Origin of the sequence: Quatrionicoccus australiensis (genome assembly GCF_020510425.1) — a bacterium.
In the GTDB taxonomy this organism is placed as follows: domain Bacteria; phylum Pseudomonadota; class Gammaproteobacteria; order Burkholderiales; family Rhodocyclaceae; genus Azonexus; species Azonexus australiensis_A.
In genome coordinates this window covers 2,732,950-2,749,908 of sequence record NZ_JAHBAH010000001.1, presented here as the reverse complement: position 1 = coordinate 2,749,908, position 16,959 = coordinate 2,732,950, and the positions used below count along the sequence as shown (strand labels likewise).

Annotated in this window: 17 protein-coding genes and 1 tRNA gene; 6 read left to right on the top strand and 12 right to left on the bottom strand. The window is 61.4% G+C overall.

All coding sequences use genetic code 11. The features are described 5' to 3' along the window. Positions 1–230 precede the first annotated feature (230 nt). Positions 231–971, top strand: coding sequence for a response regulator transcription factor (locus KIG99_RS13235; protein WP_226460584.1), 741 nt, complete (start codon positions 231–233; stop codon positions 969–971). A 259-nt stretch (positions 972–1,230) separates the two neighbouring features. Here KIG99_RS13235 and KIG99_RS13230 read toward each other — a convergent pair. The 9 genes from KIG99_RS13230 to KIG99_RS13190 all read right to left on the bottom strand — a co-directional run bounded on the left by KIG99_RS13230 (position 1,231) and on the right by KIG99_RS13190 (position 8,577). Continuing rightward, positions 1,231–1,306, bottom strand: a tRNA-Met gene (locus KIG99_RS13230). Between the two features lie 128 nt (positions 1,307–1,434). Next, positions 1,435–2,727, bottom strand: a complete 1,293-nt coding sequence (gene phoR, locus KIG99_RS13225; RefSeq protein ID WP_226460583.1) for a phosphate regulon sensor histidine kinase PhoR — start codon at positions 2,725–2,727, stop codon at positions 1,435–1,437. Positions 2,728–2,732: 5 nt separating this feature from the next. Then, on the bottom strand, positions 2,733–3,419 hold the full coding sequence (phoB, locus tag KIG99_RS13220; protein ID WP_226442429.1) for a phosphate regulon transcriptional regulator PhoB: 687 nt from the start codon (positions 3,417–3,419) through the stop codon (positions 2,733–2,735). After that, positions 3,416–4,105, bottom strand: a complete 690-nt coding sequence (gene phoU / locus KIG99_RS13215; RefSeq protein WP_226442428.1) for a phosphate signaling complex protein PhoU — start codon at positions 4,103–4,105, stop codon at positions 3,416–3,418. Before phoU ends, phoB begins: the two co-directional genes overlap by 4 nt. 13 nt (positions 4,106–4,118) lie before the next feature. Further along, a complete protein-coding gene (gene pstB, locus KIG99_RS13210; protein WP_226442427.1) occupies positions 4,119–4,898 on the bottom strand; it encodes a phosphate ABC transporter ATP-binding protein PstB in 780 nt (259 codons plus the stop codon). 11 nt (positions 4,899–4,909) lie between these two features. Further along, positions 4,910–5,833 carry a phosphate ABC transporter permease PstA gene (gene pstA / locus KIG99_RS13205; protein WP_226460582.1) on the bottom strand — a complete coding sequence of 308 codons (924 nt, stop codon included), beginning with the start codon at positions 5,831–5,833 and terminating at the stop codon, positions 4,910–4,912. Beyond that, entirely contained in the window at positions 5,833–6,768 is a 936-nt protein-coding gene (pstC, locus tag KIG99_RS13200; protein WP_226442425.1) for a phosphate ABC transporter permease subunit PstC, read from the bottom strand. Before pstC ends, pstA begins: the two co-directional genes overlap by 1 nt. Positions 6,769–6,868: 100 nt before the next feature. Further along, positions 6,869–7,870, bottom strand: coding sequence for a PstS family phosphate ABC transporter substrate-binding protein (locus KIG99_RS13195; protein WP_226460581.1), 1,002 nt, complete (start codon positions 7,868–7,870; stop codon positions 6,869–6,871). A gap of 89 nt (positions 7,871–7,959) precedes the next feature. Continuing rightward, positions 7,960–8,577, bottom strand: coding sequence for a hypothetical protein (locus KIG99_RS13190; protein ID WP_226460580.1), 618 nt, complete (start codon positions 8,575–8,577; stop codon positions 7,960–7,962). A 109-nt stretch (positions 8,578–8,686) separates the two neighbouring features. Here KIG99_RS13190 and rpiA point away from each other — a divergent pair, with 109 nt between their 5' ends. After that, on the top strand, positions 8,687–9,355 hold the full coding sequence (rpiA, locus tag KIG99_RS13185; protein ID WP_226460579.1) for a ribose-5-phosphate isomerase RpiA: 669 nt from the start codon (positions 8,687–8,689) through the stop codon (positions 9,353–9,355). A 62-nt stretch (positions 9,356–9,417) separates the two neighbouring features. After that, a complete protein-coding gene (locus tag KIG99_RS13180; RefSeq protein WP_226460578.1) occupies positions 9,418–9,984 on the top strand; it encodes a hypothetical protein in 567 nt (188 codons plus the stop codon). Positions 9,985–10,046: 62 nt separating this feature from the next. Here KIG99_RS13180 and KIG99_RS13175 read toward each other — a convergent pair whose 3' ends face one another. Continuing rightward, entirely contained in the window at positions 10,047–11,084 is a 1,038-nt protein-coding gene (locus KIG99_RS13175) for an RNA methyltransferase (RefSeq protein ID WP_226460577.1), read from the bottom strand. 118 nt (positions 11,085–11,202) lie between these two features. On the opposite strand from KIG99_RS13175, the gene KIG99_RS13170 reads away from it, so the two are divergent. Then, on the top strand, positions 11,203–12,225 hold the full coding sequence (locus KIG99_RS13170) for a patatin-like phospholipase family protein (protein WP_226460576.1): 1,023 nt from the start codon (positions 11,203–11,205) through the stop codon (positions 12,223–12,225). Between the two features lie 40 nt (positions 12,226–12,265). Here the strand turns inward: KIG99_RS13170 and KIG99_RS13165 are convergent, their stop codons facing one another. Next, on the bottom strand, positions 12,266–14,092 hold the full coding sequence (locus KIG99_RS13165; protein WP_226460575.1) for a GGDEF domain-containing protein: 1,827 nt from the start codon (positions 14,090–14,092) through the stop codon (positions 12,266–12,268). 192 nt (positions 14,093–14,284) lie between these two features. On the opposite strand from KIG99_RS13165, the gene KIG99_RS13160 reads away from it, so the two are divergent. Next, entirely contained in the window at positions 14,285–14,518 is a 234-nt protein-coding gene (locus KIG99_RS13160) for a hypothetical protein (RefSeq protein WP_226442417.1), read from the top strand. Between the two features lie 56 nt (positions 14,519–14,574). Here the strand turns inward: KIG99_RS13160 and KIG99_RS13155 are convergent, their stop codons facing one another. Continuing rightward, positions 14,575–16,521 (bottom strand): methyl-accepting chemotaxis protein, encoded by a 1,947-nt coding sequence (locus KIG99_RS13155; protein WP_226460574.1) that lies wholly within the window; start codon positions 16,519–16,521, stop codon positions 14,575–14,577. Between the two features lie 226 nt (positions 16,522–16,747). Here KIG99_RS13155 and KIG99_RS13150 point away from each other — a divergent pair, with 226 nt between their 5' ends. Then, a complete protein-coding gene (locus KIG99_RS13150) occupies positions 16,748–16,918 on the top strand; it encodes a hypothetical protein (RefSeq protein WP_226442415.1) in 171 nt (56 codons plus the stop codon). Positions 16,919–16,959: the final 41 nt, after the last annotated feature.

Here is a 16,959-nt window from a genome sequence, read left to right as displayed (position 1 = left end):
TTTTTTACAACCTTTCCAGATTGGTCGTTTTTCCAGCAAAACCAACAACAAAAACAACAACAAACGAATAACTGAAAATTTGTTTTTTTAATGGAAAACAACTCAAAAATGACACTGACCACCACTTTCAAAAACAACTCACACAAAACCCCATGGAATCGACAAATTCAACAACCCTATGTCATTTACGCAAAGCCAGCCAGTGCATACCAGAACAAGGAAAGGCGCATATGAGAAACCAGGAACAGACTCGCCACTCTGCCCTCATCATTGAAGGAGACCCTTCAAGCAGATCAATCCTTGGCTCATCATTCAATGCCGCCGGCATTGACCCCATATACGCCAGAAACAGCGCAGAAATGTGGCGACAACTAGCTAACGAGCCAGATGTAGTGATCCTTGACCTCTGCCAGAAAGACACGAAGGGCCTGGACCTGTTGCGCCAAATACGATTGAAATCCGACATCCCTGTCGTCATTCACTCCAGCCACTCGAGCGACATTGATCGAATTATCGGAATAGAAATGGGCGCCGATGATTATTTGCCAAAATCATGCAATTTGAGAGAACTAATCGCACGCACCCGTCGCCTGATCAAGCGCACCCAATCCTTCCCGCGCCTGCATAGCGAGCACCGGAAGATTCATTTTGGCCAATGGACTCTTGATCCCCTCGCGCAGGAGTTATACGGTGCTAATGGACAACGGAAGCAGCTTAGCCGCTATCCTTTCGAAATACTTTCAGCATTCCTCGCGAACCCATTTGAACCTTTATCGCGCGTTTTTTTGTCGGATGTCCTGAAACGTAGCCACCAGCCCTGCGACAGGGTTGTCGATGTTCACATATCCAATATGCGACGCCTTCTTGGCAAGCAAGCCGACGGCAGCAGCTTCATCAAATCATGGCGCTCACAAGGCTATATGTTCGTTGCCGAGGTCGAGGCAAGGCAAGGCACCACCAACCACCACTAAGAGCCCTCGCGCAGGAGCGCCATGGCAAGGGGGCTCCTGCGACAGACACTCCCCCTGAAGCCTCAGCCAAAGCAGATCACCGCATCATCAAGGCGCCCCGCTCACTTGATCGGCATCAACAGCAAAATCGCCCATCAGAGACAAGCGGCAACCGCCTACGCAAGACCAGCCCGGCGCCGCCCTGAACCAGAAAAGGAAAAGAAAGCGGGCGAAAAAAAAGACCAAGCAGCTTGCGCTGTTGATCCTTGATTTCATTCAGTGGTTGCGGGGGCAGGACTTGAACCTGCGACCTTCGGGTTATGAGCCCGACGAGCTGCCAACTGCTCCACCCCGCGTCCGTCAGAGGTGCGCACTATCCAGCAAAGCCCCTCTCAGGTCAATGTTTATTTCCGGGCAGCCCAACAAGGGCTGCGCCGTTCAATCGCCCCCTACCGACCGGTCAACTCGGGAAACTGCTGCAAATTCAGACGCCAAGCACTCGGGCGACGGGGAAACGGGCAGAGAAACGGCTACCCACGCCTGGCTCACTCTTGATCTCGAGTTGTGCCTGATGACGGCTCAGTGAGTGTTTGACAATCGCCAAGCCCAAACCGGTACCGCCAGCGTCGCGCGAACGCCCCCGGTCTACGCGGTAAAAGCGCTCGGTCAGCCGCGGGATGTGCTTGGCTTCGATACCGATCCCGGTATCCTCGACCGCGAACTCCGCCCCCGCCGCACTGGCCCGCCAGATGATGCGGATCGTGCCGCCGGCCGGGGTATAGCGCACGGCATTGGCCACCAGGTTACCGAAAGCGCTGACCAGTTCAGGTTCGGAACCGCGCAGGTCGACCTGGGCATTGGTTTCCACTGCAATCTGATGACGCCCGTTGGAAAGCGCTTCGGCATCCCGACGCAATTTGTCGATCAGGTTAGGCATATCAACGGGCTGATTCTCAGGCGGCGGCGCCGACTCGATCGAAGACAGCGTCAACAAGTCCTGGACAATGGATTGCATGCGTTGAGACTGCTCAGCCATCAGCGCCAGATAGCGCACCTGCTCTTCACGGTCGACCTCGATTTCCTGCAAGGTTTCAAGAAAACCGGCAAGGACGGTCAGCGGCGTACGCAGTTCGTGCGACACATTGGCGACGAAGTCACGCCGCATGCGGTCTAGGCGATCCGTCTGGGTCACATCCTTGACCTGCATCAGACGTCGGTTGCCGGCATAGGGCAGGACATAGATCGAAAACACCCGGTCTTCGTTGCGATCCGAACGCAGGGTCAACGGCCGGGAAAAATCCGCGTCAGTCAGATAACCGACAAATTCGGGCTGCCGTACCAAGTTGACCACCGGTTGACCGCGGTCGGTACGCACCACGAGACCGAGTTGCGCCTCCGCCGTCGTATTGCAGAACAGGATATGGTTGTTCTCGTCGAGCAACACGACGCCGTCGGTCAATGCCTGGCCGGCCGCGATGAGCATGGCGATCTCGTCATCGCGACGAGCGATCTGCGCCCGCAGCTCTTTTTCGTGCCGGTAGAGACGACCAAAAACGCCATCCCAGGCACCTTCACCCTCCAGGCTGCTATCCACGACCGGCGCCCGCGACCAGCGTTCAAGCCGGGCAAAGTTGCGAAAATGGAACGCCAGCTGCAGACCAAAACCGGCACAAAAGACCGCCCAACCGGCCCAGATCGCGACAAAGTGCCCGACCGGCACCGCAACGACGGCAGCCAGCAAGGCGAGCAGCAGGGCCCGGATCAGTTGTGCCGACACCCGCTTCAGGCTCCCCGGAAACGATAACCGGTGCCGCGCACCGTCTCAACCCGCTCGTGATGACCGGAAAGCTCAAGGGCTGCGCGCAAGCGACGAATGTGCACATCCACCGTGCGTTCCTCGATGAAAACGTGGTCGCCCCAGACTTCATCAAGCAACTGGGCACGGGTGTACACCCGCTCCGAGTGCGTCATGAAGAAAAAGAGCAGGCGGAACTCAGTCGGCCCCAACTCAACCGGCTGCCCCCCCGCCAGTACGCGATGGGTTGCCGGATTGAGCGCCAGATCACCCACCTCGATCGCCTCACCAGCCAGGTGCGGCGCCCGACGGCGCAGCACCGCACGGACGCGGGCAACCAGTTCCTTGGGCGAGAAAGGCTTGGTGACGTAATCATCCGCCCCGGCTTCCAGGCCCTGCACCTTGTCTTCTTCATGCACCCGCGCCGTCAACATGATGATCGGCAATTCTCGGGTCCGCTCGTCGGCACGAATCTTCTTGGCCAGCGCCACACCGGACTGGCCTGGCAACATCCAGTCGAGGATCACGAGGTCGGGGAGCGCTGCACGGATCGCCGATTCGGCCTCCTCGGCACTACCCGCCCGCACCACCAGAAAGCCGGCGTGCTTGAGATTGATGACAACAAGTTCCTGGATGGCTGGTTCGTCTTCAACGACCAGAATCGTCGGTGTCACTTGGTGAGCTCCTTGGTATGACGAATGTCACGGCCTTCAACGACATAAACCACCTGCTCGGAAACATTCTTGGCATGATCGCCAATCCGTTCGATGGCACGGGCAATCGAGATGATGTCGATGGCCGTCGTGATCGTACGCGGATCTTCCATCATGTGCGTGATCAACTGACGGATGATCGACTTGAACTCGGTATCGACCTCGGTATCGGCGCGAATCACGCTGGCAGCCTGCGCCGTATCGAGGCGGGCAAAGGCGTCGAGCGCCTGCCGCACCATGACCAGGGCAGCCTCAGCCAGATGGCGGATACCGACACCGTACTGCGAAGGCATGTGGCCGCCCTCATAAATACGGCGCACGCCCTTGGCGATTTTCTTGGCTTCGTCGCCAGCTCGTTCGAGATCGGTGACGATCTTGCTGATGCCGAGCACGAGGCGCAGATCGGAGGCAGTCGGCTGACGCTTGGCGATGATATGGGCGCAATCGTCGTCGATGGCCTTTTCGAGCTCATTGACCTTGCGATCGGTCTCGACAATGCTCTTCACACTGGCGACTTCACCCGTCGTATAGGCATCGATGGCAGCGGAAACCTGGGTTTCGACCAGACCGCCCATTTGCAGCACATGCGTGCGCAGACGGCTGAGATCCTCGTCGAACTGGCTGGAAAGGTGTTGGCTTTCGTTCATGTCGTTCCCCTGATTAACCCATGCGGCCGGTAATGTAGTCTTCAGTACGCTTGTCCTGCGGCTTGATGAAGATCTCGTCGGTCTTGCCGAATTCGATCAGTTCGCCCAGGTACATGTAGGCCGTGTAGTCGGAAACGCGAGCCGCCTGCTGCATGTTGTGCGTCACGATCAGGATGGTGACGCGCTTCTTCAGCTCATGCACCAGCTCCTCGATGGCGGCAGTGGCAATCGGATCAAGCGCCGAGGTCGGCTCGTCAAAGAGCAGCAGTTCGGGATCGGTTGCCAGGGCGCGTGCGATGCACAGGCGCTGCTGCTGACCACCGGACAGATTGGAAGCCAGTTCGTTCAGACGGTCCTTCACTTCGTCCCAGATCGCCGCGCCACGCAGGGCCTGTTCAACCTTGTCGTCGAGCACACGACGATTGTTTTCACCGCGCACGCGCAGGCCGTAGGCAACGTTTTCGTAGATCGACTTCGGGAACGGATTCGGCTTCTGGAAAACCATGCCGACGCGCATGCGCACTTCGATCGGATCAACCTCCTGCGCCAGCAGGTTGGTGTTGTCCGGGAAGAAACGGATTTCGCCTTCATAGCGGTTACCCGGATAGAGGTCGTGCATGCGGTTGAAGCTACGCAGATAGGTCGATTTGCCACAACCGGACGGACCGATCAGTGCGGTGACCTTCTTGTCGTAGATCGGCATGTTGATGCCCTTGAGCGCCTTGGCCTCACCGTAATAGAAGTTGAGGTTGCGGGCTTCGGCCTTGAGTTGGGGATTGTCCTGAATTTGCATGATTTATCCTTTTACCACTTGATGTTCTTGCGCATCTTGTAGCGCAGGTAGATAGCGATACCGTTCATCGACAGCACCATGGCCATCAGCACGAAGCCGGCAGCGGCGGCATTGACTTCAAAGGCCGGGTCCGGACGCGAGGTCCAGTTGAAGATCTGGATCGGCATCACCGTGAAGGGGGCCATCACCCAGTCGAACAGGCCGGCTGCCGGTTCGCCCATGAACGGGGCGGGCGGCAGGAAGGCGATGAAAGTCAGCGCGCCAATCGTGATGATCGGGGCCGTCTCGCCGATGGCGCGGGCCAGGCCGATGATGACGCCGGTCAGGATGCCGGGCATGGCATACGGAATGATGTGATAGCGGCAGGTCTGCCAGCGCGTCGCACCCACCGCCATCGAACCTTCGCGGATCATTGCCGGAATGGCGCGGATCGCTTCGCGGGTCGACACGATGATGATCGGCAGGATGAGCAGCGCCAGGGTCAGGCCGGCCGACAGGATGCTCTGGCCGAAGCCGAACTGGTACACGAAGATGCCGAGTGCCAGAAGACCATACACAATCGACGGCACGGCGGCCAGATTGGTGATGTTGATCTCGATGATCTCGGTCATCCAGTTACGCTTGGCATACTCTTCCAGATAAACACCGGCGGCGACGCCCAGCGGCACAGCAGCGAGAGCGGTCACCGTCATCACCAGCAGCGAACCGACCCAAGCCGAGAGAATACCGGCCTGATTGGCATGCCGCGAGGCAAAGTTCATGAAGAAATCGAGCGTGAAGCGCTCGGAGCCCTTTTCCACCATGTCGGACACCAGCAGGATGATGACCAGCAGGGCGACGGCGAGGCAGAAAATACCCAGCCCCTTGAAGATGGCATCGCGCAGTTTGCCCTTGGCAATCAGGGCGCGGATTTGCTCGGTAGTCAGCGCTTGCATCAGTAGTTCTCCCGGAATTTGGCGCGCAGCCACTGGCCAAGAATATTGAAGACCAGGGTAATCAGGATCAGGGTCAGGCCGGCAGCGAAAATGGTCTGGTAACCGATCGAGCCGTGCGGCAGATCACCCAGTGCCACCTGAACGATGTAGGAGGTAATGGTCGCGGCCGGCTCCATCGGATTCCAGGTCAGGTTCGGCTGCATGCCGGCGGCGACGGCGAGAATCATCGTTTCGCCAACCGCACGCGAGATGGCCAGGATGTAAGCAGCGGCAATCCCCGAGAAGGCAGCCGGCACGACAACGTGAATCGCGGTATAGAGCTTGGTCGAGCCGAGTGCGTAAGCCCCTTCACGCAGGCTCATCGGCACCGAGCGCATCGCATCTTCGGACAGCGAGGCGATGTAGGGCACGATCATGATGCCCATCACCAGGCCGGCGGAGAGCAGCGAGAAACCGGGCAGTTCCGGAAACAGCTTCTGCAGCAGCGGGGTGACCATGAGCAGGGCAAAATAGCCGAAGACGATGGTCGGGATGCCGCCGAGCAGTTCGAGAATCGGTTTGGCAACTTCACGTACCTTGCCATTGGCGAACTCGGAGAGATAAATCGCGATGATGGTCCCCATCGGCACGGCGACCAGCAGCGCCACGGCTGAGGAAACGAGCGTACCGGAAACCAGCACCATGATGCCGAAGTGGGCATCATCGAAAAGAGGCGTCCATTGCGTATCGGTCAGAAAATCGACGATGCTGACATTGGCGAAGAAATGGATGGACTCGGAAATGAGCACATACATGATGCCGATCGTGGTCAGGACAGAAACTGCCGCGGCGCTGAACAACAGCCCCTCGATCAGTCGCTCGCTGACATTGCGCATGGCATTCTTGGCCAGGCGATCGCTGACCGTATGCAGGTCAGAAGCGTTATTTGCAGACATAGCGTGTGAATTCACATCAAGAATTCCATAAACGGGAAACCCGACCCCGTGCAGGGCCGGGCTTCGACAGCAGGCGATTATTGCATCGCCAGGGCAAAGCTTAGTTCTTTGCTTCGCGCTTCATCAACTCTTCGATGGTGATGCCGATTTCGTTATGGCCGCCAAACACGGTGCCGAGCTTCTTCTTGTTCATGTGCTCGAGGTTGCCGGTGTAGGCAGAAGCCGGCAGCGGTACGTATTTCACTTCCTTGGTCAGCTTGGCGCCGTTCTTCATGTAGAACTCGATGAATTCCTTGACTTCCGGCTTCTCGAGCGACTTGGCCTTGACGTAGATGAAGATCGGACGCGACAGCGGTGCGTAGGTGCCGTTTTCGACATTGGCGGCAGACGGCTCAATGGCCTTGCCGGTCTTCGGATTGACGACGGCCAGGGCCTTCAGCTTGGCGGTGTTTTCGGCGTAGTAGGCATAACCGAAGTAACCGATCGCATTGACGTCACGCGAGACGCCCTGGACCAGCACATTGTCGTCTTCGGACGCGGTGTAGTCGCCGCGCGAGGACTTGGCCTTGCCGACCATGGCTTCGGTGAAGTACTCGAAGGTACCGGAGTCGGCACCGGCGCCGAACAGCTTGACCGGGGCATCAGGCCAGGCCGGATTGACCTGGTTCCACTTCATGATCTTGCCCTGGGCAGCCGGTTCCCACAGGGTCTTCATTTCAGCAACCGTAGCCTGCTTGAGGAAGCTGTTCTTCGGGTTGATGACGATGGTCAGGGCATCGAAGGCGACCGGCATTTCGACGTACTGAACGCCGGCAGCCTTGCAGTCTTCCATTTCCTTGGCCGTGATCGGGCGCGAGGCATTGGAGATATCGGTTTCGTCACGGCAGAACTTCTTGAAACCACCGCCGGTACCGGAAATGCCGACCGTCACCTTGATGGCGTTCTTCTTGGCCTTCTGGAATTCTTCGGCAACGGCTTCGGTGATCGGATAAACGGTCGAAGAACCGTCGATCTTGATGACCTGGGCCTGGGCAGCCTGGGCGCCGAACAGGGCAACACCGGCGACGGCCAGTGCGGAAACGAGCTTGGAAAGCTTGAACATGGGGAACTCCTGCACATGATTGAGTTGGACAACAATGTGCAGGTTAATCCCGGTTTGTTACAGCCAAATGACAGACTGTAATAATTCGCTTACTTGGCCGGACGCCCCGTCTTGATGCGCTCGACACGCCCCATCACTGCCGTCAGCTCGGCATCGTTGAGGGCCGCCAGCAGGGCAATGCCGCCCCGCAGCAACTCACTCTTCTTGACTTCACTACCCAGCCCGGCCAGACGCTTCTTGAGGGCGCCGATCTGGGCGTACTCGTCTTCCGGCATGGCATAGCTGTCGCGCACCAGTTTGACCTTCTTCGGGCGAACCGGCTTTTCCGCCTTGGCGGCCTTGCCTGCCTTGGGCGGCTCGGCCTTGACCACGGCCGGCTTGTCGTACTTGATGGCCTGTGCCTTGACCAGCGCATCGGCCAGCACCTTCTGATGCTTGCTCACCGTTTCATCAACCCGCGACGGCTTACGCGCCGGCTTGGCCTTGACGGCGGCGGCAGTCGCCGGCACTTCAGCCGGGGCCGGGGTGACAACTTCCGGCGCGACGACTTCGGGCACCACGACCGGCTCGGCCGCTGCGGCAACCACGGTCTCCGGCGCCGGCTTCGGCGCGGTGCGCGGCACCAGCTTTTTCGGCGGCTTCGGCGCAGCGGTCGACTTGGCTGCAGGAGCAGTTTTGACCGGGGCTGTTTTCTTTTGATCGCTCATCTTGTTCTCCCTAAAAAACGATGTATGCAGTTTAGCGATTTATCCAGTTCGTAAAGTTAAACTTTTTTGACAGGTTAAAATGCACCCCACCCCATTCAGGAAGCCCACCATGACCCAGGACGAACTCAAGCAGGCCGTAGCCCAGGCCGCCGCCGACTACGTGGCTGCCAACGCCCCCGCCGGCAGCATCATCGGCGTCGGCACCGGCTCGACGGCCAATTTCTTCATCGACGCCCTGGCGCCGCTCAAGGACAGATACCAGGGCGCCGTCGCCAGCTCGGAGGCGACCCGCAAGCGCCTCGAAGGGCACGGCATCAAGGTGCTCGACCTCAACGACGTCAGCGACATTCCGGTTTACGTCGATGGCGCCGATGAAATCGATGCCGGCCTCAACATGATCAAGGGCGGCGGTGGTGCGCTGACGCGCGAGAAGATCGTCGCCGCCGTGGCCAAGACCTTCGTCTGCATCTGCGATGCCTCGAAGCTGGTCGAGGTGATGGGCAAGTTCCCGCTGCCGGTCGAAGTCATTCCGATGGCGAGTGCCCATGTCGCGCGGGAATTGGCCAAACTGGGCGGTCGACCGGTGGAAAGGGCCGGTTTTGTCACCGACAACGGCAACCTGATCCTCGACGTGCATGATCTTGCCATCACCGACCCCAAGGGCCTGGAAGCGCAGATCAACCAGATCACCGGCGTCGTCACCAACGGCCTGTTCGCCATCCGCCCGGCCAACGTGCTGCTGCTCGGCACCGCCGAAGGTGTAAAAACCATCATCTGAGTCATTTGACTGTCACATCGGGGCGCTAGTCTGGCGACATTTCCAGTCGCCGGGAGCGCCCCATGTACGTGACGCCGCATGAAATCGCCCAGAGCAGGGATCACGCCCTGAACAACCTGCTCGGTCTCTCCACTGCCTGCATCGTCGCCGGCCAGCGCTTCAGCGAGCTTTTTGCCGGCGCCGGGCGCGACACGCTGCATGCCGGCAGCCAGCACCTGAGCCGCTTCGGCCACGGTCAACTCGATGCACTGAGCCAGTTTCCGACCAGCTTCTGGCTGGAACACAGCATCCGCAGCAGCAAACTGCTCGACCAAGCCTGCGAGATCCTCGGCGAAACCCACAAGGTCCTGATCCAGAGCGCCGAAGCCCAGGTCCGCGCCTTTGATGAAATCGTCTTCGCCAGCCTCAACCGGGCCGTCAAAAGCAGCCCCTGGGAAAGTGAAATTGCGCTGAACGCCTTGCGCACGACGCTGCAAACCGCCGAGAACTCGCTGCGCGGCATGAGCATTGCCGCCGTCGAAACGGTCAGCATCGCCGAAAACGAAGTACACCAGATCAGCGAAACGCTGGCCGAGCAACCCGCACAAAAGCCCAAGGCGCCCGCCCGAAGCCGCTCCAGGGCACATTGACCGGCTGTCGTCTGGAAGCCGCCCCGGCTCTCTCCATTTTGCCCGGTCCGACCGGGCTTTTTTTATTGCGCCGACCGGTGGACCGGTGCGGCGACGACGCTTTCGCCGAGCGCCCGCGCCCGCAACTGACCGCAACCGCCATCGACATCCTGTCCGGCCGAGTTGCGCAGGCGGGTCAGGATGCCGTGCCGGTTGAGGCGCCAGGCGAGTTCGCCGGCGCGCTCCCAAGACGGCCGGCTGAAGCCGAGACCTTCGTTGCTGTTGTAGGGGATGAAATTCATCATCGCGTACTTGCCGCTGAGCAGGCGGATGATGCCGTCGATTTCGGCATCGCTGTCGTTGATGCCTTCAAGCAAGGTCCATTGGTACTGGATCGGGTAGCCGGTAGCGCGCGCGTACTGCTCGCCCAACTCGACCAGTTCGTCCGGCGCGATGTCCGGTGCCTTGGGCAGCAGGCGACGGCGCAGTTCAGCCTGCGTCGTGTGCAGCGACAAGGCCAGGGCCGGCTTGACGGTCTGTTGCGGCAGGCGTTCGAAAACGCGGCGGTCGCCGACTGTCGAAAAAACGAGATTCTTGTGGCCGATGCCGCCGATGGTGCCAAGCAGGTCGATCGCTTCCAGCACGTTGTCGAGATTGTGCGCCGGCTCGCCCATGCCCATGAAGACGACACGTTTGACCGTGCGTTTGCGCCGGGCGAGCACCACCTGGGCGACGATCTCGGCGCTGCCCACCTGACGCAGCAGACCATCCTGACCGGTCATGCAGAACAGGCAGCCGACCGCGCAGCCGACCTGGGTAGACACGCAGAGGCCGTCGCGCGGCAGGAGCACGCTCTCCACCGTCTGGCCGTCGCCAAGCTCGACGAGCAGGCGGGCCGAGCCGTCTTCGCCGGGATGTTCGGCGCGCAGGCGGACCAGGCCGTCGAGATCGGCAAACAGTTCGGGCAGCGCATTGCGCACGGCGAGCGGCAAGAAGCTCTCGGCCTTGCGATGCCGGGTGTCGAGGCCGACGACCTGGGTCCAGGCGCGCAGGACGCGGTCTTCGTGGCAGGTTTTGGCGCCGCATGCCTGCAGGCGGGCCCGGATATGTTCGATACGCATAGGAGGGGCGAATGTTAACACTGCCGCCGCACCGCCAGCGGTCGACCCGCATTTTTTGCCTTTTTTGCTGGTGCACCGCAAGATGCACCTCTCTGCACCGCCTTTTGGAAAGTCAGCCATGACCACATCTTCCGCCTCTCCGGCCGTGCTCAACCTCGCCCTGCAGGGCGGCGGCGCGCACGGCGCCTTTACCTGGGGCGTTCTCGATGCCCTGCTCGAAGACGGCCGCATCGGTTTTGAAGGCGTCAGCGGCACCAGCGCCGGCGCGATGAACGCCGCCTGCCTGGCGCAAGGCCTGATGGCCGGCGGCCGCGACGGCGCCCGCCAGGCGCTGGCCGATTTCTGGACTGCCGTAGCGAAGAGTTCGCCCTTCGACCAGAGCCGACAGTCAGCCGGCATGGCGCCGGCGATGAAAATGATGCTGCAATGGACCGAGCACCTGTCGCCGGAACAACTCAATCCGCTCGATCTCAACCCGCTGCGCGACATCATCGGCCAGCAGATCGACTTCGCCCGCCTGCGCCGGGAAAGCCCGGTCAAGCTGTTCATCGCGGCAACGCATGCCAATTCCGGCAAGCTGCGCATTTTCAAGAACCACGAACTGTCGGTCGACGCCCTGCTCGCCTCGGCCTGCCTGCCGACCATCCACCGCAGCGTGATCATTGATGGCGAGCCTTACTGGGATGGCGGCTACAGCGCCAACCCGGCGGTTTTCCCGCTTTTTTACGAGTGTACCGCTGCCGACATCATGCTCGTGCTGCTGACCCCGCTGCGCTACAGCGAAACGCCGGAAACGGCACAGGACATCCGGGTCCGCCTGCGCGAGCTGGCCTTCAACGCCACCTTCCTGCGCGAGATGCGGATGTTCGCGCACCTGCGCGACCAGGTCGGCGAATCCTGGCTGCCCGACTGGCTGCCGCTCAACCGCTTCGAGCAGCGCATGAAGCGCCTGCGCTTCCACGCGATCAGCGCCGATGCCCTGCTCGGCGCGCTGCCCGCCGAAAGCAAGCTGACGGTCAATCGCGAATTCTTCGAGAGTCTGCGCGACGATGGCCGCGAACATGCGCGCGCCTGGCTGGCCAGTTACTGGCCGAGCATCGGCCGGCAAGCCACGCTCGACCTGGGGAAATTGTTTTACTGAACGGTTTTTGCCATTTTCCCGGCGTCGACCGCCGGGCAGCTCAGTTGATCGTGCGCAAGACCTGGCGCATCGCCTCGATGCTGCCCGGACGACGCCGCTCGATGAACAGGCTGCCGCCGAGCAGGGTTTCGCTGTCGGCGCTCTTCGCCTTTTTCTTGGCCTGTTTCTTGGCCGCCGAAGCCGCCGCGGCGACTTCGCGATGTGACTCGTACTCGCCGCGCACCGCCTTGACCGCGCCGATCGACAGCGTCGGCAAGGGATGGAAGGCAATCTCGCCGCGCCGGTTCTCCGCCATGTAACCGCCGCGCGCCCGCACCTCCGGGCTGAGCTGCGCATCCATCGCTTCGGCGAAACTGCGCACCAGCTGCCAGCAGCGCAGTTCCCAGTCGCTGCTCTGAAACACGACGAAAAAGTCGTCGCCGCCGATATGGCCGACGAAATCCAGGCGTTCCTCGGCCGCCTCGCAGATCAGCCGGCCGAGTGACTGGATCACATCGTCGCCGCGCCGATAGCCGAAGGTATCGTTGTAGGGCTTGAAGTTGTCGATGTCGATGTAGGCCGCGACAAAATCGCTGCCGGCCGTGAGCATCCGGTCGATGTGCTCGTTGATCGGCACATTGCCCGGCAACTGGGTCAGCGGATTGGCGTAACGCGCCGCGCTGATCTGCATCTCGGTGATCGTCGCCATCAGGTCGTGGCTGCTGCCGACGCCGAGGTACTGGCCTTCGCCGGTGACGATGAAGCCGTCGAACAGGTAGTGCTTGGGCGCCATCGACAGCATCAGCGCCAGCTCCTGGATGGTGGCGTTCTGGTCGACGACGAGCGGCGCATGATCCATGAACAGGTCGCAGCTCTTGCGCCCGAACAATTCCTTCCGGAACGGCCGCGCGAAGCGGTCGATCATGCTGTGCCGGTTGATCATGCCGAGCGGCTGCCCGTCCTGCACCACCGGCAGCACGTCGAGTTCGGGATCGGCCTCGAAACGCTCGATGACCGTCGCGTTGGTGGCATCGAAGGGCACCGGCTCGATCGGCCGCAGCAGGTTGCGCGCCGTCGGCATCTTGCCGGCACTGGCGGCCATCGGCGACAGCGACAGGCGCTGCTGCGCCAGCGCGGCAACCACGCCAGGCGCCAGCTGGCGGGCCGGATAAACCTCGGGATGTGCGATGAAATAGCCCTGGCCGCAGGCGATGCCCATGTCGCGGATGCAGGCGAAATCCTCGGGCCGCTCGATGCCTTCGGCAACCAGCGAGGCATTGCAGATCTCGGCGAGATCCTGCATCGCCCGCACGAAGTGGTACTTGATCCGGTCGTCGGCAATGCCGTGCACGAAATGCTTGTCGATCTTGACGAATTCCGGGCGCAGCTCGGACCACATGCGCAGGTTGGCGAAGCCCTCGCCGAGATCGTCGATGGCGATCTGGAAGCCTCGCCCGCGATAATGCAGCAGCGCTTCCTGGATGCCCGGCATGTCGGTGATCTGCTGGTTTTCGGTCAGTTCAATGACGATGCGGTTGGGGGCAATGCCCAGCTCATTGAGCAGCTCGCGGGTATGGCCGTTCATCATCTGCGGGTCGAGCAGGCACCCCGGCGTGGCATTCAGGAAAAGGCGTCCCGGCAGGCGTTGACCGGCAAAGGCGCGCAGACTGGCTTCGCGGCAGGCATGCTCGAGTTCGAGCGCAAAGCCGGCGCGGTGAGCGGCGGCAAACAGCTGGTCGGGCCGGTGCAGGGCGCTGCCTTCCGGACCGCGGATCAGCGCCTCGTACCCGAGAATTGCCCGCACACGAAAATCGATGATCGGCTGGAAGACCGGATAGAGCAACTCCTCGGCCAGGATACGGCGGAGTTCGGTTGCTTCGTCATCCATCAAAACTATCATCGGGATCATCTCGGAGGAACAGGATGGTCAGTTTAGAAAGCCGCCATTTCAGTTCTGTGACAAAACGGCGACAGATCGAATTCAGGTCGGGAACGCCGGCATTCTTAAAGTTGTCATGCGCCGGCAATATAGGCCTATCATGCTGGGAGCCATGACGATTCCCTATGCGACGAGGTTGCGATGACGGAAATGCTGTTCTGCTACTGTTGCCGGGTACACCACCCCAAGGATCAAATGCGTCTCTTCCCGACCAAGCTCGGCGACCGCTGGCGCTGCATCCGCAGCATCGAAGCCGCGGCCTGCAAACCCAAGGAGCGCGACGCTTTCGGCCGCCAGCAGACCGAAATCAACCGTGAAGCCGCCCGGCACGCCGCCGAGCGCCTCAGCCTGCTGCGTCCGGAACGCTGCGTCTGACCCGCTGAACGGCGCCAGCCGGCACTTGCTGCCGGCAGCGCCGGGGCCGCTAACGCTCAGGCCAGCGCCGCCTGCAGCGAAAAATGTCTTTTTTCAGCGGTCGACCGCTGCGGCAGCGCATTTTCTGTCAGTCGGAACTTGCCGGTCGCCTGCCGCAGATCCGCCGCCAGCACCTCCAGCAAACGCGCCGAATCGGATGCCCCGGCCAGCGCCTCGCCATTTTCTGCCGACAACTGCGCGATGCCCGTAACCAGCTGTTCGATACGTCCGGTTTCCTCGCTGTGCGTGCCGAGCGCGCGCGTGATCCGCGCGCTCGCCGCTTCGACCAGGCGCGCCTGGTCGCGCATCCGGCGCATCGCGGCCTCGGCCTCGCCGGCCTGCTGATTGCTCTGCATGACATGGCTGGCGGCGGTGCGTACCGCCTCCGCCGTCTCGCCGGCGATGCCCTGCATGCGATCGATCATCTGGCCAATCTCGCGCGTGCTCAGTGCCGTACGTTCGGCCAGTTTCCGGACTTCGTCGGCGACGACGGCGAAACCACGCCCGCTTTCACCGGCGCGCGCCGCCTCGATCGCAGCATTCAGGGCCAGCAGATTGGTCTGCTCGGCAATCGCGCTGATCACCGCAACCACGGTCGCCACCTGTTTCGTCTCGGCCTCCATGCGATCAAGGCAAACCGTTGCCTGGAGAATGTCGCTGCTCATGCCTTCCAGCACCTGTTTGGCGAGACTGACCGACGCCATGCCGGAACTTGCCAGTTGGTCGGAATTGCGCGCCACACTGTCCGTTTCGCCTGCCGCCTGGACAATCTCGCCGACCTGCTGGCCGACCGAAGCCACCGCCAGCACGACCTGACGGGTGTCCTCTTCCTGCTGCCGGGCGCGCCCGGCCGAAGCGGCGGTCGCCTGCGCCACGGTCAGCGAGCCGCTGGTCAGGGCGTGCGCACTGCTGACGATTTCGCCGACCAGGCGCCGCATGCCATCGCGCACCTCGCACAGGGAACCGGCAATGCGCTGCAATTCGTCGCGCCCTTCCAGCTCGATGGCCACCGACAGATCGCCGGTGGCCAACTGGCTGGCCCCCTTGGCGAGAAGATCGATGTTGCCGGCGAGCCGGAGATAGGCGCTGTACAGCCCGAGGCCGGAGAGCAGCAGACTGCCGATGACCAGGACCACGGTCACCAGCAGATGCTGCCGGGCGCGCCCCAGCTCATCGCCGAGCGCGGCAACCAGCACCGTCTGGCTCAAGCCTTCGAGCGCAGCGACTGCCGCCAGCGGCTGGGTGAAGGCATTATCGATTTCCGTCAGCGCATAGACGGTATTGCTCAAAGCCAGGCCGTTGGCCACGGTGATCGCCAGCGCAAAGCGGTTATCCAGATCAGCCGCCCGATCGAGCAAGCCGGAGGAGGCCGGATCCGTCGCATCCAGCGCAACCAGGTGCTTCTTCAGTTTCTCCAGGGCATGCCCGGCGACCGCAACCGCCGCCGACAACTCCGGCCGCAGACGTTCCGCCACCATGCCTTCGCGCTGGGCAACACCGGCCAGCACCTCAAGCCGCGCCAGCATTTCGCTGAGCAAGGGCAGGTCTTCCAGCCAGATCGCATTCAACGCAGCCACATGCCGTCCGCCGGAAGCAACACCCGGCTGTTCAACCTGCTCGATCAGGGATTGCTGCAGCCCGTCGAGGACCTCCCGGTATTCGGTAAAAAGCGCCAGGCGCTGGCGCCCGCTGCCTTGTTCCGGCGTGCTGGCCAGCAAGGCCGGCAGACGCTCGGCGACCGGTAAACCGGCGGCAACGGTCATCGGCGTTTTCGGGGGTGAAATGCTGGATGAGGCATCACCCGCCCCGGCCAGGAAAAGATGCAAACGCTGCTCGCGCAGTTCGCCGATCAGCGCATGCAGGGGTTCGACCCGACTGATCGCGGCCAGACGGGCTGCGGCCGTCTGCATGCTTTCCAGGCGCAACAGAAGATGCGGCAAGGCAACGGCCAGAAACGCCAGCATCGAGACCGCGCCGATCAGTATGAAAAGACCGCGAAAACCCAGCCCGCCAAACAACAAGGCAAAACATTTTTTCAACAAGGCACCACCGCATTTTTTGGAATCGATGGCCGCAGGCTATGGCAGGCGTGTTAAGCCCGTGTGACAGACTGCGCCGGTCCGGCCTTCATGTGTTTGCAACATTCGCTAGCGATAGTAGGCAGCATCAACCGAACTTCTGGAGGACAGCATGGACAAGAACTGCCGCAGTGATGTTGCCGCCTTTCCCGAACTCTTCGACGGCATGGAACAGTTCATCGACGAACTCGGCGAAGGCATCCGCCGCATCAGCGTCCGCCTGGCAGCAATTGCGATTCCCGGCAGCGCCCTGCTGCTGTTTGCGTTAAGCAAGGCGGCCTGAAAAACAGCCCGAAAAAAAATCCCGCCGCAGCGGGATTTTTT